17 protein-coding genes are annotated in these 19,224 nt (G+C 70.4%); 12 read left to right on the top strand and 5 right to left on the bottom strand.

Translation table 11 applies throughout. From position 1 onward, the window contains the following. Positions 1–99 precede the first annotated feature (99 nt). On the top strand, positions 100–1,005 hold the full coding sequence (locus tag R8Z57_RS08615; RefSeq protein ID WP_318353343.1) for a tyrosine recombinase XerC: 906 nt from the start codon (positions 100–102) through the stop codon (positions 1,003–1,005). A 9-nt stretch (positions 1,006–1,014) separates the two neighbouring features. Here the strand turns inward: R8Z57_RS08615 and R8Z57_RS08610 are convergent, their stop codons facing one another. Further along, entirely contained in the window at positions 1,015–1,575 is a 561-nt protein-coding gene (locus R8Z57_RS08610; protein ID WP_318353342.1) for a M23 family metallopeptidase, read from the bottom strand. Between the two features lie 336 nt (positions 1,576–1,911). Between R8Z57_RS08610 and rpsB the strand changes: the two genes are divergently transcribed. From rpsB to R8Z57_RS08565, 9 genes are all read left to right on the top strand, one after another. Continuing rightward, entirely contained in the window at positions 1,912–2,817 is a 906-nt protein-coding gene (gene rpsB, locus R8Z57_RS08605) for a 30S ribosomal protein S2 (RefSeq protein ID WP_318353341.1), read from the top strand. 101 nt (positions 2,818–2,918) lie between these two features. Then, complete coding sequence (gene tsf / locus R8Z57_RS08600; protein WP_318353340.1) at positions 2,919–3,746, top strand: translation elongation factor Ts; 828 nt, start codon at positions 2,919–2,921, stop codon at positions 3,744–3,746. A 105-nt stretch (positions 3,747–3,851) separates the two neighbouring features. After that, the gene (gene pyrH, locus R8Z57_RS08595) at positions 3,852–4,571 is read left to right on the top strand and encodes a UMP kinase (protein WP_318353339.1); all 720 of its coding nucleotides are present in this window, start codon (positions 3,852–3,854) and stop codon (positions 4,569–4,571) included. A gap of 51 nt (positions 4,572–4,622) precedes the next feature. After that, positions 4,623–5,177 (top strand): ribosome recycling factor, encoded by a 555-nt coding sequence (frr, locus tag R8Z57_RS08590; protein WP_318353338.1) that lies wholly within the window; start codon positions 4,623–4,625, stop codon positions 5,175–5,177. Positions 5,178–5,186: 9 nt separating this feature from the next. Next, complete coding sequence (locus R8Z57_RS08585) at positions 5,187–6,230, top strand: phosphatidate cytidylyltransferase (protein WP_318353337.1); 1,044 nt, start codon at positions 5,187–5,189, stop codon at positions 6,228–6,230. After that, a complete protein-coding gene (locus R8Z57_RS08580) occupies positions 6,227–6,790 on the top strand; it encodes a DivIVA domain-containing protein (RefSeq protein ID WP_318353336.1) in 564 nt (187 codons plus the stop codon). Before R8Z57_RS08585 ends, R8Z57_RS08580 begins: the two co-directional genes overlap by 4 nt. Positions 6,791–6,848: 58 nt before the next feature. Then, complete coding sequence (locus tag R8Z57_RS08575; RefSeq protein WP_318353335.1) at positions 6,849–7,577, top strand: lytic transglycosylase domain-containing protein; 729 nt, start codon at positions 6,849–6,851, stop codon at positions 7,575–7,577. Between the two features lie 3 nt (positions 7,578–7,580). Beyond that, positions 7,581–7,865 (top strand): hypothetical protein, encoded by a 285-nt coding sequence (locus R8Z57_RS08570; RefSeq protein ID WP_318353334.1) that lies wholly within the window; start codon positions 7,581–7,583, stop codon positions 7,863–7,865. A 1-nt stretch (position 7,866) separates the two neighbouring features. After that, on the top strand, positions 7,867–8,595 hold the full coding sequence (locus R8Z57_RS08565) for an alpha/beta hydrolase (RefSeq protein ID WP_318353333.1): 729 nt from the start codon (positions 7,867–7,869) through the stop codon (positions 8,593–8,595). A 31-nt stretch (positions 8,596–8,626) separates the two neighbouring features. Here the strand turns inward: R8Z57_RS08565 and R8Z57_RS08560 are convergent, their stop codons facing one another. Next, complete coding sequence (locus R8Z57_RS08560) at positions 8,627–9,694, bottom strand: AI-2E family transporter (protein ID WP_318353332.1); 1,068 nt, start codon at positions 9,692–9,694, stop codon at positions 8,627–8,629. Positions 9,695–9,839: 145 nt separating this feature from the next. Here R8Z57_RS08560 and R8Z57_RS08555 point away from each other — a divergent pair, with 145 nt between their 5' ends. Next, on the top strand, positions 9,840–11,714 hold the full coding sequence (locus R8Z57_RS08555) for a glycosyl transferase (protein ID WP_318353331.1): 1,875 nt from the start codon (positions 9,840–9,842) through the stop codon (positions 11,712–11,714). Further along, positions 11,711–12,655: a tetratricopeptide repeat protein gene (locus R8Z57_RS08550; RefSeq protein WP_318353330.1), complete on the top strand. Its 945-nt coding sequence runs from the start codon at positions 11,711–11,713 to the stop codon at positions 12,653–12,655. Before R8Z57_RS08555 ends, R8Z57_RS08550 begins: the two co-directional genes overlap by 4 nt. A gap of 109 nt (positions 12,656–12,764) precedes the next feature. On the opposite strand, the gene glgB is transcribed toward R8Z57_RS08550, so the two are convergent. The 3 genes from glgB to glgX form a co-directional block, all read right to left on the bottom strand. Continuing rightward, entirely contained in the window at positions 12,765–14,942 is a 2,178-nt protein-coding gene (gene glgB / locus R8Z57_RS08545) for a 1,4-alpha-glucan branching protein GlgB (protein ID WP_318353329.1), read from the bottom strand. After that, positions 14,939–16,885 carry a maltotransferase domain-containing protein gene (locus tag R8Z57_RS08540; RefSeq protein WP_378723216.1) on the bottom strand — a complete coding sequence of 649 codons (1,947 nt, stop codon included), beginning with the start codon at positions 16,883–16,885 and terminating at the stop codon, positions 14,939–14,941. The genes glgB and R8Z57_RS08540 overlap by 4 nt, the downstream gene beginning before the upstream one ends. 214 nt (positions 16,886–17,099) lie before the next feature. Further along, on the bottom strand, positions 17,100–19,184 hold the full coding sequence (gene glgX / locus R8Z57_RS08535; protein ID WP_318353327.1) for a glycogen debranching protein GlgX: 2,085 nt from the start codon (positions 19,182–19,184) through the stop codon (positions 17,100–17,102). Positions 19,185–19,224: the final 40 nt, after the last annotated feature.

Below are 19,224 nucleotides of genomic sequence, written 5' to 3'. Positions count from 1 at the left end.
CGTCGGCGTGGCGCTCGCCTGCTTCGGGCCGCCTCACGTCGTGCTCGCCGCCGCGCGTCGCAGCGGCGCAGAGCGCCACGCCGGGCCCATGCTGGTGCCGTGGAGATCTCCGAGGCGTCGGGACGGTACCTGCGCCACCTGGCTGACGTGCGGCGCCTGTCGCCCGCTACGGTGCGCGCCTACCGCGCCGACCTGACAGGGCTCGCGACCGCGTGCGGGGGCATCGACATCGACCAGGTCGACCTCGAGCATCTGCGGGACTGGCTGTGGCGGGCGGTGCAACGGGGCGACAGTCGCGCGACGATCGCGCGCCGCACGGCCGCCGCGCGCGGTCTCTTCGCCTGGGCGACCGAGGAGAACCTTGTCCCCGCTGACCCGAGTCTGCGGCTGATCGCGCCGAAACGAGGGCGCACGCTGCCCAAGGTTGCGACGGCCGACACGCTCGACGGCGTTCTCGCGCGGCTCGAGGCGCGCGGCGCCGACGGCGATCCGCTCGCACTGCGCGACCACGCCGTCCTGGAGCTGCTCTACGGCGCCGCCCTCCGCGTCTCGGAGCTCTGCGGCCTCGACGTGGACGATGTCGATCGCGAGCGGCGGACCGCGCGGGTGCTCGGCAAGGGATCGAAGGAGCGCACCGTGCCGTTCGGGCTCCCGGCGCTCCGCGCCGTCGAGGCCTACCTCGTCCGTGGACGACCGGCGCTCTTCGCGCGAAGGGAGGACCCGGCCGCGGGCCCGGCTCTGTTCCTGGGTGCCAAGGGCGGGCGCATCGGGCCGCGCGCGGTGTACGACCTCGTCGCCCGCGAACTCGGCCCCGAGCTCGGCGCGCAGGTCGGCCCGCACGCGCTGCGCCATTCGGCCGCCACGCACCTGCTCGACGGCGGCGCCGATCTGCGGGCGGTGCAGGAGATCCTCGGCCACGCGAGCCTGGGCACCACCCAGATCTACACGCACGTGTCGAGCGAGCGGCTCACTGCCTCCTACCGGCTCGCGCATCCGCGGGCCTGACCAGCCGGCTCAACAGCAGGGAAGCAGGACGGCACGCGGGACACCGCCCAGGAGCACCAGCGGGTTGATGTACTCGCCGTCCAGCCGCACTCCGAAGTGCAGGCTCCCCGGCTGCGCATGGCCACCCGCCGTGATCCGGCCCACCTCGTCGCCGCCCGCCACCGGGGTCCCCGCGACGAGAGACGATTCCACGGGCTCGAGAGTCGACACCAGTCCGTCCCCGTGATCGATGGTCACGAGCAGTCGCCCCGCCACCTGGCCCGAGAAGGCGATCACCCCGGCGGCGGGGGTCCGCACCGACGCATCGCCGAGTGGCGCTAGATCGACTCCGCGATGACCGGGCCCATAAGCGTGGGCCGGCGCCACGAAGGCGCGCTCGATGCGGAACGGGTGGAGGGGCCAGCGCCACTCCCGCTCGAGGAGCGCGGCACCGCCGTCCGCCGGGGCGTCGACCGACGCCGTGGGCCAGGCCCCGGCCGGACCTGCCGGCGACAGCGCCGTGCACACCAGCGCGATCATGGTCCAGCTCATCCAGCGGCGACGCCGAGCGTGGCGCGGAGTGGTCGTCATGGGGCGAGCCTGCCCTGCGGAGAGTCGGTGCCGGGGACACGGAGGCGAGGAGGTGGAGAACCGCCGTCGGGCGCGCACGGGGGAGGAGGGGCTCGACCCCGCCTCCTGATACACTGGGGGAGCACTCCGCATGTCGGGGTGACTCCGCGTGCCCACAGCGCCGCAAGCCCCGAGTTCGACGAAGGGTGCGGCGCGGCATCCCATCCCAACGGTCCCTGCGAACGCTCACGAGCGGGAGCGGGGCGGGAATGAGCCGGGCACCAGGCTCGCCGGTCGCATGTGCCGGCGCGAGAACAACCGCAACAGGCGCGCATGCGCCGGAACAGGAGAACGGCCATGGCCGTCGTCACCATTCGCCAGCTGCTCGACAGCGGCGTCCACTTCGGACACCAGACCCGCCGGTGGAACCCGAAGGTCAAGCGCTTCATCCTCACGGAGCGCAGCGGCATCCACATCATCGACCTCCAGCAGTCGCTCACGTACATCGACAAGGCGTACGAGTTCGTCAAGGAGACCGTCGCGCACGGCGGCACCATCCTCTTCGTCGGCACCAAGAAGCAGGCGCAGGAAGTCATCGCCGAGCAGGCGACCCGCGTGGGCCAGCCCTACGTCAACCAGCGCTGGCTCGGCGGTCTGCTCACGAACTTCTCGACCGTGTCCAAGCGCCTCGCGCGCATGAAGGAGCTCGAGGAGCTCGACTTCGAGGACCCGGCCGCGAGCGGCTTCACCAAGAAGGAGCTCCTCCTCAAGAAGCGCGAGCTCGACAAGCTGCACAAGTCGCTCGGCGGCATCCGCAACCTCCAGAAGACCCCTTCGGCCATCTGGGTCGTCGACGCCAAGCGCGAGCACCTCGCGATCGACGAGGCGTCCAAGCTCGGCATCCCGGTGATCGGCATCCTCGACACCAACGCCGACCCGGACGAGTTCCAGTACCCGATCCCCGGCAACGACGACGCGATCCGCTCGGTGGGCCTGCTCACCCGCATCATCGCCGACGCCGCCGCCGAGGGCCTCATCCAGCGCCACCAGCCCACCGACGAGACCGCTGACGCGGAGCCCCTCGCCGACTGGGAGCGCGAGCTGCTCGAGCAGGGCGCGCCCGTCGTGACCGACGTCGCCGAGGTCGAGACCGCCGCGACCGAGTCGGCCGCCGACGAGGCCGGCGCCGAGGCCGCTGAGGTCGCAGAGACCGCGGAGGCCACCGAGACCGCTGAGGCCGCCGAGGCGACCCCCGCCGAGTAAAGCCCACTCACTCCGCCTCGGCGGGATCGCCCCGGCCGCACGGCTCGGACGGTCCCGCCGAGGCATCCACGAGAACTCACCACATCAAGGAGCCGCCACCCATGGCAAACTTCACGATCGCCGACATCAAGACGCTGCGCGAGCAGCTCGGCACGGGCATGGTCGACACCAAGAAGGCGCTCGAGGAGGCCGACGGCGACCTCGAGAAGGCCGTCGAGATCCTTCGCCTCAAGGGCGCCAAGGGCAATGCCAAGCGCGCCGACCGCTCGACGAGCGAGGGTCTCGTCGCGGCCAAGGAGGTCGAGGGTCAGGTCACGATCATCGAGCTCAACACCGAGACCGACTTCGTCGCGAAGAACGACCGCTTCATCGCGCTGGCCGACAAGGTCCTCGACGCCGCGGCCGCCGCGCACGCGGACTCGGCCGAGGCCGCCCTCGCCGCGCAGGCCGGCAGCCAGACCGTCGCCGAGCTCATCTCGGACGAGGCCGCCATCATCGGCGAGAAGGTCGAGCTGCGTCGCGTGGCCACGCTCTCGGGCGACAAGTTCGAGATCTACCTCCACCGGACCAGCAAGGACCTGCCGCCGCAGGTCGGCGTGGTGCTCGCCTACTCGGGCGACGACGCCGAGACGGCGCGGAGCCTCGCGCAGCACATCTCGTTCGCCAACCCGTCGTACCTGTCGCGCGACGAGGTGCCCGAGGCCGAGGTCGAGAAGGAGCGTGAGATCGTCACCGAGATCTCGCGCAACGAGGGCAAGCCCGAGGCTGCTCTCCCGAAGATCGTCGAGGGTCGCGTCAACGCGTTCTTCAAGCAGGTCTCGCTGCTCGACCAGGACTACGCCAAGGACAACAAGCTGTCGGTCGCGCAGGTCGCGAAGGACGCCGGTCTGACCCTGACGGGCTTCGCCCGCTTCAAGGTCGGCGCCTGATCGCCTGAGAAGGCCCGCATCGGCGATCCGATGCGGGCCTTTTCTCATGCCCTTCGGCCGTTCACGCCATTTGCCCGATAGTTTGTCGTCATCGAGAGGACCACAGTGATCAACGAGAACACCGGACGCCGCCGCGTCCTCCTGAAGCTCTCCGGCGAAGCGTTCGGCGGAGGCCAGCTGGGGGTCAACCCCGATGTGGTCAGCCAGATCGCGCGCGAGATCGCCGCCGCGGTGGACCGCGTCGAGATCGCCGTCGTCGTGGGCGGCGGCAACTTCTTCCGCGGCGCCGAGCTCAGCCAGCGCGGCATGGATCGCGGCCGAGCCGACTACATGGGCATGCTCGGCACGGTCATGAACGCCCTCGCCCTCCAGGACTTCCTCGAGCAGGCCGGCGCCGCCACCCGTGTGCAGTCGGCGATCTCGATGACCCAGGTCGCCGAGCCGTACATCCCGCGACGGGCCGAGCGTCACATGGAGAAAGGCCGCGTCGTCATCTTCGGCGCCGGTGCGGGCCTGCCGTACTTCTCCACCGACACGGTCGCCGCGCAGCGTGCGCTCGAGATCGACGCCCAGGAGGTGCTCGTCGCCAAGAACGGCGTCGACGGTGTCTACACCGCGGATCCGAAGAAGGATGCCTCGGCCACCCGCATCGACCGCATCACCTACCTGGACGCGCTGCAGCGGGGACTCAAGGTGGTCGACTCCACCGCGTTCAGCCTGTGCATGGACAACCGCATGGACATGCGCGTGTTCGGCATGGAGCCCGCCGGCAACGTGACGAAGGCACTCCTGGGCGATTCCATCGGCACGCTCGTCACAGCGTGAGAGCCTGCCGCCGATACACTTGACGAGCCCCATCTACTCGAAGGAGACACTGTGATCGCGGACGTCCTGGCCGATGCCGGAGAGCGCATGGACCGCGCCGTCGAGGCGGCGAAGGAGGACTTCGCCACGGTGCGCACCGGTCGAGCTAACCCTCAGCTGTTCCAGAAGGTCCTCGTCGACTACTACGGCACCCCGACGCCGCTCGCCCAGCTGGCGTCGATCAACAACCCCGAGGCGCGCACGCTCATCGTGACGCCGTACGACAAGTCGGCTCTGAAGGCCATCGAGCAGGCCATCCGCGACCTCCCCAACCTCGGCGCGAACCCGACGAACGACGGCAACATCGTCCGTGTGACGATGCCCGAGCTCACCGAGGAGCGGCGCAAGGAGTACGTCAAGCTCGTGCGCAGCAAGGGCGAGGACGCCAAGGTGCATGTGCGCGGCATCCGTCGCAAGTCCAAGGACGACATCGACGCCCTCAAGGGCGAGGTGGGCGAGGACGAGCTCGCCCGTGCCGAGAAGGAGCTCGACGCGCTGACGCGCGCCCACGTCGACGGGATCGACGAGGCGCTCAAGCGCAAAGAGGCAGAGCTCCTCGAGGTCTGAGAACCGCGCATGACCGACGCATCCGACCCGCCGCGCGACGACGAACCGGTGGTTCCGCCGTCGCGACGGGCCGCCGGTGACAGTCGTCGCGCGACCGACCCACCGGAGACCGGCCCGGCTCGGCAGTCGCATCTGCGCGCCGCGCGGAGCGAGTTCGAGAACCAGGTCGCCCACGCTCGGGCGGAGTTCGAAGAGGCGAACGAGCGCATCAAGGAGCGCACCGGTCGCGACCTCATCGTCGCGATCCTCATCGCGCTGGCGATCGGCGCGGTGCTTCTCGGGTCGCTCCTGTTCGTGAAGTGGGCGTTCGTGCCGTTCGCCCTCGCGGCGGCGCTGCTGGCCCTCTTCGAGTTCGGCCGCGCTCTCATCGTGAGCGGTCGACGGGTCGACCTCGTGCCGCAGCTGATCGCGGGTGCCGTGCTGGTGCTCTCGGCGTACTTCATCGACGCGGGGCTGCTGTGGGTGGTGCTCTTCGTCGCGCTGGCGTTCGTGGTCGTGTGGCGGCTGGTCGCCCAGATGGCCGCGAACGACGGCCGCTCGTACTCGGCAGTCCTCGGCGACGTGCTCCTGGCCGCGTTCCTCCAGCTCTACGTGGCCTTCCTCGGCAGCTTGTGCGTCGTGCTGCTGAGCAAGGAGGGCGGCGAATGGTGGGTGCTCTCGTTCATCATCGTGGCCGTCGCGGTCGACACCGGCGCGTACGCGGCGGGCATCACGCTGGGCAAGCACCCGATGGCACCGCGGATCAGCCCGAAGAAGACGTGGGAGGGGTTCGCGGGCGCCGCTGTCGCCGCGATCGCGGCGGGCGTGCTCGTCGGCCTGTTCCTGCTCGGGCTCGAGTGGTGGATGGGCGCCGTCTTCGGCATCCTGATCCTGGTCACGGCGACCGTCGGCGACCTGGGAGAATCGATGATCAAGCGCGATCTCGGGATCAAGGACATGAGCTCGTGGCTCCCGGGGCACGGCGGCGTGCTCGACCGCCTCGATTCGATCCTCCTGTCGGTTGTCGCCGCGCTCACCCTCTACTACCTCTTCACTCCGCTGGTGGCATCATGACGGCATCCGACACGACGGCGCGCACGCCGTTCCCCGAGGCCCGCGGGCGCGAGAAGGGGTACGAGAAGCAGCCGGTCGACGAGTTCCTCGCCCGTGCGCGCGCCTCGTTCGAGGACGGATCCTCCTCGCTGACGGCGGCCGACATCCGCCAGGCGGCGTTCCCTCTCGTGCGGCGTGGCTACTCGATCGCATCGGTGGACGCCGCTCTGGGGCGCATCGAGGACGCCTTCGCGGCCCGTGAGCGCTCGTCGGCGGTCGCCGAGTCGGGCGCGGGCGCATGGGTGGGCCACACCCGCGAACTGGCGCAGGAGGTGCTGGACCGTCTGGCGCGGCCGGCCAAGCGACGCTTCGACCGGGTGTCGGCGCTCCGCTACGGTTACCGCATCGCCGAGGTCGACCTCGTGACCGACAAACTCGCGCGGTACCTCGAGACGGGGGAGTCCGTGACGGTCGAGCAGGTGCGCTCGGTCGCCTTCCGCATGCAGCGCGGCGGGTACCGCGAAGGACAGGTCGACGCCGTGCTCGACGCCGTCGTCGAGGTCATGCTCGCGGTGCGATGACGACACGGGGCGGCCCGGATGGCATCGCAGCGGGCCGCTGTGCGAGAATCGGGACACTGTGACTTCTGGAACCGAGCTGAATCCGACCAGACGAGACCGTCGTCACCAGGTCGCGACCCGCTCCTCACAGCGCACCGCCGCCGTCCCCGCCCGACCGGCCGCCGCTCGCTGGTCGCGACGACGCGGCGTGGTGGGTGCGTTCGCCGCCTTCGCGGTGCTGGGCTTCGTCGCGGCCTACATCGGCCCGACCGGCCTCGCGCTCGCCCAGCAGGGTGCCGACGACGATGAGAGCGTCTCGCTGTACGCCAGCTCGCTCGACGACGTGCAGTCGCTCGCCGGCGACGAGGCGGCCGCTGCCGAGCCCGCGGCACTCAACCGCGAGAGCTACTCGGTGTATGTCAAGCCGAAGCCCACCCCGACGCCCAAGCCCGTGGCGTCGACGTCGTCGTCCAGTGGATGGCGGCCGCCGTTCGTGTCACCCGATCCCGGCACGGCCCAGGCGATCGCGTACGACATGGTGCTCGCGCGCGGGTGGGGTGACGACCAGTTCGCCTGCCTGGTGGCGCTGTGGAAGAAGGAATCGGGCTGGCGCGTCAACGCCTACAACGCCGGCAGCGGTGCGTACGGCATCCCGCAGGCGCTTCCGGGCAGCAAGATGGGCAGCGCCGGTGCCGACTGGGAGACGAACCCCGCGACGCAGATCACGTGGGGTCTCGGGTACATCGGCGGCCGGTACGGCACGCCCTGCGGCGCCTGGGACCATTCGCAGCGCACGGGCTGGTACTGAGCCGTGCCGCGGTCGCACCGTCGCCGCCCGGAATCCAGCGGCGACGACTCGTTCGAGCGCCTGCTCGCCGGCTGGAAGCGCACTGAGACGCGCCGTGGCGTCGAGTGGACGGTTCAGCCGGTGTCGGCCGCCCAGGCCCAGAAGCAGTACACGTGCCCCGGCTGCGGCGGACAGATCGACGTCGGGATCGCGCACGTCGTGACGTGGCGCGCCGACGGCGTCCTCGGCGACGCCGCTGATCTCGCGGCGCGCCGTCACTGGCATCAGCACTGTTGGAAGGTGGCCTGACATGGAGATCCGCGGCCCCATGCTGCTCCCCGCGCGGCGGGAGGACGTCGAGCTCGAGACGCTCGACGGCCTGACGCTGGTCGGCGAACTGGCGCTGCCCGAGACGCGCGACCCGGTCGCGACCCTGGTGACCCTGCATCCGCTTCCCACCGCCGGCGGGTTCATGGACTCGCACATCCTGCGCAAGGCGGCCGGCCGGCTTCCGGCACTCGCCGACCTCGCAGTGCTGCGGTTCAATACACGAGGCACCACGTCGCCGCGGGGGACGAGCCAGGGCGCGTTCGACGGCGGCCGGGCCGAGGCGTTCGACGTCGCCGCCGCGATGGATCTGGTGCAGGCCCGGGGTCTGCCGCGGCCGTGGCTGGTGGGCTGGTCGTTCGGCACCGAACTGGCGCTCAAGTACGGGCGGGATCACGCGATCGAGGGCGCCGTGCTCCTGTCGCCGCCGCTGCATCGTGCCACCGACGAGGACGTCGCCGCGTGGGCGGGGGAGGAGCGCCGTCTGGTCGTGCTGGTTCCCGAGTTCGACGACTATCTCCGGCCGGATGCCGCAGCAGAGCGGTTCGCGGCCGTGCCCGAGGCGGTGCTGATCCCGGTGGAGGGCGGCAAGCACCTCTGGGTCGGCGAGAACCAGACGCGGCGGGTGCTGACCGAGATCGTGGCCGCCGTCAACCCCGACGCGCTGCCGCTGCCGGTGGAGTGGGACGGGCCGATCGCCCCCGACGTGTGAGCGCCATCGTGCCCGGGACGGCGCCGCGGAATCACCGCTCGTTCTGGCGCGGGATGACGACCTGACGGTAGATGATCAGGATGCTCGCGGCCACGGGGATCGCCACCAGGGCGCCCAGCAGGCCCAGGAGCGAGCCTCCGGCGAGCGCGGCGATGACCACGACCGCACCGGGCACCGACACGGCGCGGCTCATGATGCGGGGAGAGATCACATACGCCTCGATCTGCATGTAGATCAGGTAGTAGATCGCCGCGATCAGCGCGGTCGTGGGAGACCCGACCACGAGGCACGTCAGCACGATGATCGTCGAGCCCGTGAGGGTGCCCACGAGCGGGATCAGCGAGAAGAAGAACGCGATCACCGCGAGCACCGCGGGAAAGGGCGCGTTGATGATGGACAGGAAGATCGCGCTGAGCACACCGTTGATGACGCCCAGCGTCACCTGTCCGATGACGTAGTAGCCGACCGAGTCGGTGATCTGCTCGCCGAGATCCATGAAGCGGGCGCGCTTCGAGGCGGGCACGAGCTGGTAGACCGCACGCTTCAGATTGGGCGTCGACGCGGTGAAGTAGATCGTGAGGATCAGCACGATGAAGGCACCGGCGAAGCCGGCGATGAGCGCCCCGATGATGGTGATGATGCTGCCACCGACCTCGGAGCCGATCGCGCCGACGTCCAGCGAGGCGTACCAGTCCTCGATGTAGCCCCATACCTCGTCGACGTCGAGCGCCGGGAAGACGGCGTGGAGCCAGTCCTGGATAGCGCCGACCGGGTCATCGAACATGCCCTCCTCGGCCAGCTTCTCGATGGCGCTGACCAGCTGGCCGATCTGCTGCACGATGATCGGCACGATCATGAGGATGATGCCGGCGAACGCGGCGAGCACCCCGAGGATGGTGACGAGGACCGCCGCCCACCGGGGAAGCTTGCGTCGCTCGAGCCACGCGACGATCGGGTCGAGACCGAGCGAGAGGAAGAGCGCGGTGCCGACGTAGAGGAGGATCGTCTGCAGATTCTGGATGCTTCCGATGAGCAGCAGTCCGAGGCCGACACCGAGCGTCGCGAGGAGGGCCGTGCGGAACGGACTGTGCAGCTTCATCGAGATCCCCCTCCGCTCGACCAGGCGTCGAAGCATCGTCCGCCCAGGATACGCATCAGTGACCCCCAGCTCCGGGAATGGCCCCTCCCACGCGCCTCCCAGGTCGAATTCGCTAGTCTGAAATGTCGAATCGAAGGGCCGCGCCATGTCCGCGCGCCCGGGAAAGGTGTTCTTCGTGCGTTTCGTGTGGGCCGTGGCGGCGTTCGTGCTCGCCACCGTGATGATCGGTGCGGGCATCGCCCAGCGAACGATCTTCCAGGGACCCAAGACCGAGACCACGGCGATCTCGGTCGAGGAGGAGACGCCGTATCTCCTCATCGACGGCGCCGTGCTCAATCAGATGCCCGGCACGCAGACGCTGCGCGCCCAGGCGCAGGGTGACTTGTTCGCCTCGTACGGCCGGACGGCCGACATGGAGTCGTGGCTCGCGGACTCCACCTACACCCATGTCACGCTCGAGGCTCCGGGCGAGGTCGCCACCGTCGTCGTGAAGCCCGAGCTCGACGCCGTCGCGGACGACACGGCGCCCACGACGGATGCCGCGGCGGGCGACGCGACGACGGATGCCGCGGCGGAGGCGGCGCCGAGTGCCCGGACGCCGGTCGGCTCCGACCTCTGGCTCGACGAGTACCAGCAGACCGATCTGCTCATCGCGCCCCTGCAACTGCCGGAGGGCATGAGCGTCCTCGTCGCCGCCGACGGCACGGCGCCCGCTCCGAGCAAGGTCACGGTCACGTGGCCCCTGCAGACCTCGACCCCGTGGGCCGGTCCGCTCATCGTGGGCGGCGGCATCCTGATGGCCGTCGGCGTGTTCCTGTACATCCTCGGCATCCGCCATGCCCGCCGCAAGCGCGGGCCTCGACGCAAGGGCCTGCCGCTGCCGGTGACCGAGCCGATCGACATCTCGATGGTCGAGGACGACAAGGGCGTGATCAGCAGCTCGCCCTCGCGGACGCGACGCTCCGTCACGGCCGGACGCCGCGCCTTCGCGGTCGTGCCCGCCGTCGCCGTGTCGGCGCTGCTCTTCACCGGCTGCTCCGCCGACGCGTGGCCGCAGCTGGCGCCTACGCCCACACCGTCGCCGACCGCGACCGTGATCGCGCCCGAGGGGCAGCAGGCGCCCGCCGTCACGAAAGCGCAGGCCGAGCGGATCCTCACCCGCATCGCGGCGACGGTGGCCGACGCCGACGCCGCTCTCGACGGGGATCTGGCCGAGACTCGCTTGGAGGGCGCGGCCCTCGCAGCTCGTGACACGAACTACAAGCTGCGCAGCGCGCTCCCGGACCACCCGGTGCTCGCGCCCATCCTCGCCAAGCCGCTGAAGATCATCCTCCCGCAGGCGTACGACGAATGGCCCCGGTCGGTGATCGCGGTGGCCGATGACGCCGAGTCCAAGACCTCGAGCATCATGGTGATGACCCAGCAGGACGCCTGGGCGGACTACAAGCTGTCGTACATCGGCAGCCTGGAGGCGTCGACGTCGTTGCCCGACCTCGCGCCCGCCTACATCGGCGCCCCGCAGGTCGAGCCGGACTCTCCGTTCCTCCTGCTGCCGCCCGACCAGATCGCCGCCGCCTACGCGGACGTGATCAACAACGGCGAGGCCAGCCAGTACTACGACCTCTTCGAGGTCGAGGGCGACCAGCTGCGCGCGAGTATCGCCGCCGACCGGCAGCGACGACTCGACGAGTTCAACCAGACAGGGGCGTCCACCGCCACGCTCGAGTACACCGCCGCGGCGGGCGCCCAGCCCCCGTTCGCGCTGCAGACCGTCGAGAGCGGCGCCATCGTCGCGGTGAACCTCAACGAGCTCGACAACGTCAAGCCCACCAACGCGGATGCCGTGGTCAAGGCGCAGCCGACGGTGAAGACCCTCGCCGGCGCCGATCAGTCGTCCACGGGCTTCACGACCACGTACAGCGACCAGATCTTCTTCTACGTCCCGGGACCGGGCTCCGACGAGAAGATCCGCGTCCTCGGCTATTCGTCCGACATCCTCGATGCGAAGGTTCTTTCGTGAGTGATCCCACCCTGGGTGCCGCCGTCCGTGGCGCCGTAGACCTGTCGGCCCTGCGCAACCGTCCCGCGCCCGCGGCACCCGGTGAGGCTCCGCCTGCCGGTGATGCGATCGCCGTCCCGTCGCTCGTCTTCGATGTGACCGACGAGACGTTCCCCCAGGTGCTCGAGCTTTCGCGCACCGTCCCGGTCGTGGTCGACCTCTGGGCGGAGTGGTGCGGACCGTGCAAGCAGCTCAGCCCGGTGCTCGAGAAGGTGGTCGCCGAGCTCGGCGGCCGTCTCGTGCTCGCCAAGGTCGACGTCGACGCCAACCCGCAGCTGTCGCAGGCGTTCCGCGCTCAGTCGATCCCCATGGTCGTGGCGCTCGTCGCCGGCCAGCCGGTGCCGCTGTTCACCGGCGCGGTGCCCGAGCAGCAGGTCCGTGAGGTGTTCGCCCAGCTCCTGCAGCTCGCGGCGCAGAACGGCGTCACCGGCTCGGCCGCGGCCGACGCCGACGCGGCCCCTGCCGACGAGCCTCCGGCCGAGGCGCCGCTGCCGCCGCTGCATGCCGAGGCGTTCGAGGCGATCGAGGCCGGCGACTATGCCCGTGCCGTCTCGGCCTACGAGCAGGCCCTCGCCGAGAACCCCCGCGACGCCGAGGCTCGCGCGGGGCTCGGTCAGGTCCGGCTCCTCGACCGCGTCCAGTCCCTCGATCTGCAGCAGGCACGCGCTGCGGCGGCCGCCGCGCCCACGGACGTGGCCGCGCAGTTCGCGGTCGCCGACCTGGATCTCGCCGGCGGGCACGTCGAAGACGCCTTCGGCCGGCTGCTCGAACTCTTCGCGCAGCTCCCCGGCGACGAGCGCACGCCGGTGCGCGAGCGGCTGCTCGAGCTCTTCGCGCTCGTCGGCGACGGCGACCCGCGAGTCATCGCGGCACGTGGTCGCCTGGCGTCGCTGCTGTTCTGACGTCTCCGGCTGAGCGCACCGTGGTCTGACCCGGCCCGGGCGGGTCCGGCAGGGCCGATCCGGCCTGCCGGGCCCGACCTTCCCTCTTCAACCCGCCGGGCCCGCCGCGTCAGCCCTTCGTGGGCGACGGGATGTGCGCCTCCGGGTCGTGCCGCAGCCACAGCACGCCCAGCGGCGGCAGCACGAGGCTGGCGCGGCCCGCGGCACCGGCGTGGACGACTCCGAGATTCCCGACGCCCGATCCACCGTACGCCTGGGCGTCGGTGTTGAGGATCTCGTGCCACACGCCGGTCTCGGGCAGATCCAGCTCGTACGCCGCGATCGGCGACCCCGAGAAGTTGGCGGCGACGACCACGGTGTTGCCGTGCCAGTCGCGGCGGGCGAAGGCGATGACGTTGGGGTTCCACTTCGGTCCGCCCAGGCGGGTGAAGGCAGCGCCGTCGCTGTCGCGCGCCCACAGCGCGGAGTGGTCGCGGTAGACATTGTTGAGCACCGCCACGAACTGATGGAGCTGGGCGTGCGTCGGCTGGTCGAGCAGCCACCAGTCCAGCGAGCGTCCCTCGGACCACTCGGAGAGCTGACCGAACTCCTGGCCCATGAACAGCAGCTGCTTGCCCGGATGCCCCCACATGTAGGCGAGGAACGCCCGCATGTTGGCCAGCTGCTGCCAGTGATCGCCGGGCATGCGCGAGAAGAGGCTGCCCTTGCCGTGCACGACCTCGTCGTGGCTGATGGGAAGGACGTAGTTCTCGCTGAACGCGTACACGAACGAGAACGACAGCTCGCCTTCATGGTGCGAGCGGTAGAGCGGGTCGCGCTTGATGTACTGGAGCGAGTCGTTCATCCACCCCATGTTCCACTTGAAGCCGAATCCGAGGCCCGCCTGGTTCGTCGGCGCGGTCACGCCGGGGAAGCTGGTGGATTCCTCGGCGATCATGGCGATGCCGGGGTACCGCTTGTAGGCGGTGGCGTTCACCTCCTGCAGGAAGCGGATCGCTTCGAGGTTCTCGCGACCGCCGTGGACGTTCGGCGCCCACTCACCCTCGTTGCGCGAGTAGTCGAGGTACAGCATCGAGGCGACCGCGTCCACGCGCAGACCGTCGACGTGGAACTCCTCGAACCAGTACAGCGCGTTGGCGACGAGGAAGTTGCGCACCTCGTTGCGCCCGTAGTCGAAGATGTACGTTCCCCAGTCGCGGTGCTCGCCGCGCCGCGGATCGGGGTGCTCGTAGAGCGGCTCCCCATCGAAGCGGGCGAGGGCGAAGGCATCCTTGGGGAAGTGACCGGGGACCCAGTCCATGATCACGCCGATGCCGGCCTGATGCAGCCGGTCGATCAGGTAGCGCAGGTCGTCGGGGTGCCCGAAGCGGCTGGTGGGGGCGTAGTACCCGGTGACCTGGTATCCCCACGAGCCGCCGAACGGATGCTCGGCGAGCGGGAGGAACTCGACGTGGGTGAAGCCCTGCGCCGTCACGTAGTCGATCAGCTGGTCGGCGGCGTCGCGGTACGACAGGCCCTGCCGCCACGAGGCGAAGTGGAGTTCGTACACCGACATCGGCTGCGAGACCGGCGTGGTCTTCGCGCGCCGGGCGAGCCATGCGGCGTCTCCCCAGCTGTAGGCGGAGTGCACGACGACCGACCCCGTCGCGGGCGGCACCTCGGCGAACCGGGCCATCGGATCGGCCTTGAGCGCCCAATCCCCGCCGCGGCCGCGGATCTCGAACTTGTAGGTGGTGCCGCGCCCGATGCCCGGGACGAACAGCTCCCACACGCCGCTCCCGCCCATGGAGCGCATCGCGTGCCCACGGCCGTCCCAGCCGTTGAAGTCGCCGACGACCCGGACGGCGCGTGCGTTGGGCGCCCACACCGTGAAGGCGGTGCCGCGGGTGCCGTCGTGCTCGCGCTCGTGTGCGCCGAGCACCCGCCAGAGCTCCTCGTGGCGCCCTTCGCCGATGAGGTGCAGGTCGAGCTCGCCGATCGTCGGGGTATGACGGTAGGGGTCGTCCGCGACGTAGTCCGGCCCCTGCGGGTAGGTCGTCGACAGCTCGTAGCGCCCGCGGGCGCCGGCCCGCGTGCCCTCCCAGATCCCTCCGCGCACGTGCTCGAGCGGGACGCGCGTGCCGTCGTCGAAGACCGCGGTGACGCTGCGGGCGAGCGGGCGCCGGGCGCGGACCGTCCAGGTGGCGGTGCCTTCGGCGTCGGTGTCGGGATGGATGCCGAGCACGGCGTGGGGATCGTGGTGCGAGCCTTCCGCCACCGCGTCCAGGAGCTGATCGGAGAGCGTCATCGGGGCTCCTTCACGTGGAGGATGTGCACGGGCTCGGTGAACGCGTCGAGCATCACGTAGTTGTGATCGGCCCAGGTCCACCGGGCGCCCGTGATGAGATCCTCGACGTCGTACGGCTCGCCGGGTTCGACGCCCCACACGCGCGTGTCGAGATGGACCATCGTCTGACGCACCGAGTGCGGGTCGGTGTTGACGACCACGATGACGGTGTCGCTGCGGCCGTCGGGCGAGAGCGCCGCGTCGAGGTGCTTCGCGTAGACGAGGATCGCGTCGTCGTCGCTCCAGTGGATGCTGAGGTTGCGCAGCTGCCGGAGCGCGGGATGGGCGCGGCGGATCTCGTTCAGGCGGGTGAGGAAGGGCGCGAGCGAGTCGCCGCGCTCGACGGCACCCGCCCAGTCGCGGAACTTGTACTCGTACTTCTCGTTGTCGATGTTCTCTTCGGAACCCGGGCGCGCGACGTTCTCGTAGAGCTCGTACCCCGCGTACACGCCGTAGGTGGGGGCGGCCGTCGCCGCGATGGCCGCCCGGATGCGATAGGCCGGCCGCCCGCCGAACTGCAGGTACTCGGTGAGGATGTCGGGGGTGTTCACGAACAGGTTCGGCCTGACGAAAGCGTCGGTCTCGTGCGCGAGACCGGAGAGGAACTCCTCGAGCTCGGCCTTCGTGTTCCGCCACGTGAAGTAGGTGTAGCTCTGCTGGAAGCCCGCCGCCGCGAGGCTCTGCAGGGGTGCCGGCCGGGTGAAGGCCTCCGCGAGGAAGACCACATCGGGCTCGTCGGCCGTCACGGTCGAGATGAGCCACTCCCAGAACTGCAGCGGCTTGGTGTGCGGATTGTCGACGCGGAAGATGCGCACTCCCTGCGCGATCCAGTGCCGCACCACGCGCAGCACCTCGGCGCGGATCCCGGCGGGGTCGTTGTCGAAGTTGACCGGGTAGATGTCCTGGTACTTCTTGGGCGGGTTCTCCGCGTAGGCGATCGAGCCGTCGGGAAGCGTCGTGAACCACTCCGGATGCTCGGCCACCCACGGGTGGTCGGGTGCGGCCTGCAGCGCGAGGTCGAGGGCGACCTCCACCCCGGCCGAGCGCGCAGTGCGGACGAACGAGCGGAAGTCGGCCAGGCTGCCGAGGTCGGGGTGCACAGTGTCGTGTCCGCCGGCGGCGGAGCCGATCGCCCACGGCGAGCCGGGATCGCCGGGCCCCGCATCCAGGGTGTTGTTGGGCCCCTTGCGGTTGAGCGTGCCGATCGGGTGGATGGGCGGCAGGTAGAGCACCTCGAAGCCCATCTCGGCCACCGCGGGAACGCGCTTGGCGGCGGTGCGGAAGGTGCCGCTCTTGACGGTGCCGTCCTTCGCGCGGCGCGCGCCCTCCGAGCGCGGGAAGAACTCGTACCACGCGCCCACCCCGGCGCGCTCGCGCTCGACGAGCAGCTCGAGGTCGTCGCCGAGCGTCGCCAGCGACATGAGCGGGCGCTGACGGAAGAACTCCGCGATCGTCGGATCTTCGACGATGAGGAGTGCCGCCGCGTCGCCGACGGCGGGGTCGCGAAGGGATGCCGCAGCCCCGGCGAGCGTCTTGCGCTCGGCGGCAGGGCGGCCCTTCTCGGCGCGTGCCCGATCGAACAGCAGCGCGCCCATCTCGCGCATGACCGCGGCATCCACTCCCGCGGCGATCTTGAGCGATGCGGCGTGCTCCCACGTCGCGAAGTCGTCGCCGAACGACTCGAACCGGAAGCGCCAGACGCCCTGCTCGAGGAGGGCGATGTCTGCCTGCCAGCGATCGAAGCCGTCCTGAAGCGGCCGCAGCCGGTGCAGCGACTCGTCGCCGGAGGGGGAGTGCAGCCGGACGTGCACGCCGATGCGGTCGTGACCCTCTCGGAACGACGTGACACGGAAGGGCACCACCTCGCCGGCGAACGCCTTGGGCCGGTAATCACCCCACGGCACGGCCGGGGAGGGCTGGGCGAGGGGGACGCGCCGCGCTGCGGTGTCGCGTTCCGTCTGCCAGGCGCGGGTATCGCGGACGGGGAGGGCCGAGGCGCTCCGCCACGGGCGGGAGCGCGAAGCGCGCGTCGTCGTGACCACGACTCGAACCTATCGCGCGCTCGACCTGGATGGGAGCGGCACGACCGCGCGCGTCGCCGGTTCGGGGGTCGATCCTCTACTCGAGGCGGAACAGATGCATCGATGTCCCGGCCAATGGGACCGTGCCGCCGGGCGCGTAGGCGGCCCCAGATACGGCGGGCGTCTCGTCGGCGCTGCACCACAGCGAGACGAAGCGCGCGACGCCGTCGATCTCAGGCAGCGTCACCTCGGTCGGCCGCTCGGTGCCGTGCACCATCAGCAGCACGCGGTTGAGCTGCTCGAACTCGGGGGTGGAGGACGCGACGTACTGGAGCGTCCGGTGCGCCGGATCGGTCCAGCGCTCGATCGACATGGTCTCACCGTGCTCGTCGTACCACTCCATCACCGACGCCGAGGGCGTGTGCTCGCCCAGCCGCGCGAAGCGGCCGGGCCGCAGCGCGGAGTTCTCACGGCGGAGCCGGATCAGGTGGCGGACGTGCGCGTAGAGATCGCGCTGCCAGGGCGCGTGCTCCCACGACAGCCACGTCAGTGCGGAGTCGTGGCAATAGGCGTTGTTGTTGCCGCGCTGGGTGCGCGCGAACTCGTCGCCCGCCGTCAGCATCGGCACGCCCGCCGAGAGGAGCAGCGTGCCGAGCAGGTTGCGCATCGCCTTGCGGCGGGTGGCGAGGATGCTCTCGTCGTCGGTCGGGCCCTCGGCCCCGTGATTGAACGACCTGTTGGTGTCGGCGCCGTCGCGGTTCTGCTCGCCGTTGCCGTGGTTGTGCTTGACGTCGTACGAGACCAGGTCCCGCAGCGTGAAGCCGTCGTGCGCGGTGACGAAGTTGATGCCCGCGAGCGGCCCACGTGCTTCGTCTAACGTGTTGGCCGAGCCGGCGAGGCGTGTGGCGAAACCGCCGATGCCCACCGGGGAGGTGGAGGCGCGCCGCGCATAGTCGACGTCGCTGAGCCAGAAGTTGCGCACGCGGTCGCGGTAGCGGTCGTTCCACTCGCTCCAGCCGTCGCCGAAGTTGCCGGTCTGCCAGCCTCCCATCCCGACGTCCCACGGCTCGGCGATCTTCTTCACCCCGGCGAGGACGGGGTCGTCCAGGACGGCTCGCAGCAGCGGGTGGTCGGGGGTGAACGCATGGGCGGCGTCACGGCCCAGCGTGGCGGCCAGGTCGAAGCGGAAGCCGTCGATCTGCACGTCCTGCGCCCAGTAGCGCAGCGAATCCAGGACCAGGCGGGACGCGGCATCCGTCGACGTGTTCAGCGAGTTCCCGCAGCCCGTGACGTCGATGTACGCGCCGTCCTCCTGCTGCCGGTAATAGGCGCGGTTGTCGATGCCGCGAAGGCTCGAGCGGGGTCCGCCGATGCCCTCCTCGGCGGTGTGGTTGTAGACGACGTCGAGGATCACCTCGAGTCCGGCCTCGTGCAGGAGCTTCACCATGCCCTTGAACTCGCGCAGGATCGCGTCGGGTCCCTCGCGGCGAGCGTCTTCGGTCGCATAGGCGGCGTGGGGCGTGAAGAAGTTGAGGGTGTTGTACCCCCAGTAGTTCGCGAGCCCGTGCTGCAGCAGACGGGGCTCGGTGGTGAACGCGTGCACCGGGAGCAGTTCGATGCTGGTGACCCCGAGGTCGAGGAGGTGCTCCACCATCGCGGGGTGCGCGAGACCCGCGTACGTGCCGCGCAGGGCGCCGGGGACGCCGGGATGCCGCTTCGACAGACCCTTGAGGTGGCCCTCGTAGAGCACCGTGCGGTCCAGCGGGACGGCCGGCTTCGTCACACCGCCCCAGTCGAACGAGCCCTCGACCACGACGGACCGCCAGCCGTCGTACCCGGTGCGGACGAGCCCGCGGGAGTACGGCTCCAGCAGGAGCGTGCCCCGGTTGAACGTGTTGCCCGGGCCCGGCGGTCCGTCGACCCGGATGGCGTAGCGCACGCCGGGCCGCAGCAGCGTCGTCGTGATCTCCCACACCCCGCCACCGACCGGCGAGAGGGGCTCGGTCGCCGTGATCCAGTCGAGGTCGGAGTCGTCGAAGACGACGAGATCCATCGCGTCGGCGGCCTCCGACCAGACCCGCAGCCGGGCGGAATCGCCGAGCAGCGTGACGCCCAGCCCGTCGAGCTGCGCGCTGAGCAGGCCCTCGGCAGGCGGCGACATGACGGACTCCGGGCTGATCATGCGGACTACCATAACCATGGTCCGAGTCGCGGGTGTTACG

The organism is Microbacterium sp. M3 (assembly GCF_033548675.1).
In the GTDB taxonomy this organism is placed as follows: Bacteria; Actinomycetota; Actinomycetes; order Actinomycetales; family Microbacteriaceae; genus Microbacterium; species Microbacterium arthrosphaerae.
The sequence above is the reverse complement of the archived record's forward strand: the minus strand, read 5'-3'. Positions and strand labels throughout refer to the sequence as shown.

What these genes read in the sequence shown, in the direction of transcription:
- glgX (WP_318353327.1), bottom strand. Translation starts at nt 19,184, where the DNA reads ATGATCAGCCCGGAGTCCGTCATGTCGCCGCCTGCCGAGGGCCTGCTC.
- rpsB (WP_318353341.1), top strand. Translation starts at nt 1,912, where the DNA reads ATGGCCGTCGTCACCATTCGCCAGCTGCTCGACAGCGGCGTCCACTTC.
- R8Z57_RS08560 (WP_318353332.1), bottom strand. Translation starts at nt 9,694, where the DNA reads ATGAAGCTGCACAGTCCGTTCCGCACGGCCCTCCTCGCGACGCTCGGT.
- R8Z57_RS08565 (WP_318353333.1), top strand. Translation starts at nt 7,867, where the DNA reads ATGGAGATCCGCGGCCCCATGCTGCTCCCCGCGCGGCGGGAGGACGTC.
- R8Z57_RS08555 (WP_318353331.1), top strand. Translation starts at nt 9,840, where the DNA reads ATGTCCGCGCGCCCGGGAAAGGTGTTCTTCGTGCGTTTCGTGTGGGCC.
- tsf (WP_318353340.1), top strand. Translation starts at nt 2,919, where the DNA reads ATGGCAAACTTCACGATCGCCGACATCAAGACGCTGCGCGAGCAGCTC.
- R8Z57_RS08585 (WP_318353337.1), top strand. Translation starts at nt 5,187, where the DNA reads ATGACCGACGCATCCGACCCGCCGCGCGACGACGAACCGGTGGTTCCG.
- glgB (WP_318353329.1), bottom strand. Translation starts at nt 14,942, where the DNA reads ATGACGCTCTCCGATCAGCTCCTGGACGCGGTGGCGGAAGGCTCGCAC.
- R8Z57_RS08610 (WP_318353342.1), bottom strand. Translation starts at nt 1,575, where the DNA reads ATGACGACCACTCCGCGCCACGCTCGGCGTCGCCGCTGGATGAGCTGG.
- R8Z57_RS08580 (WP_318353336.1), top strand. Translation starts at nt 6,227, where the DNA reads ATGACGGCATCCGACACGACGGCGCGCACGCCGTTCCCCGAGGCCCGC.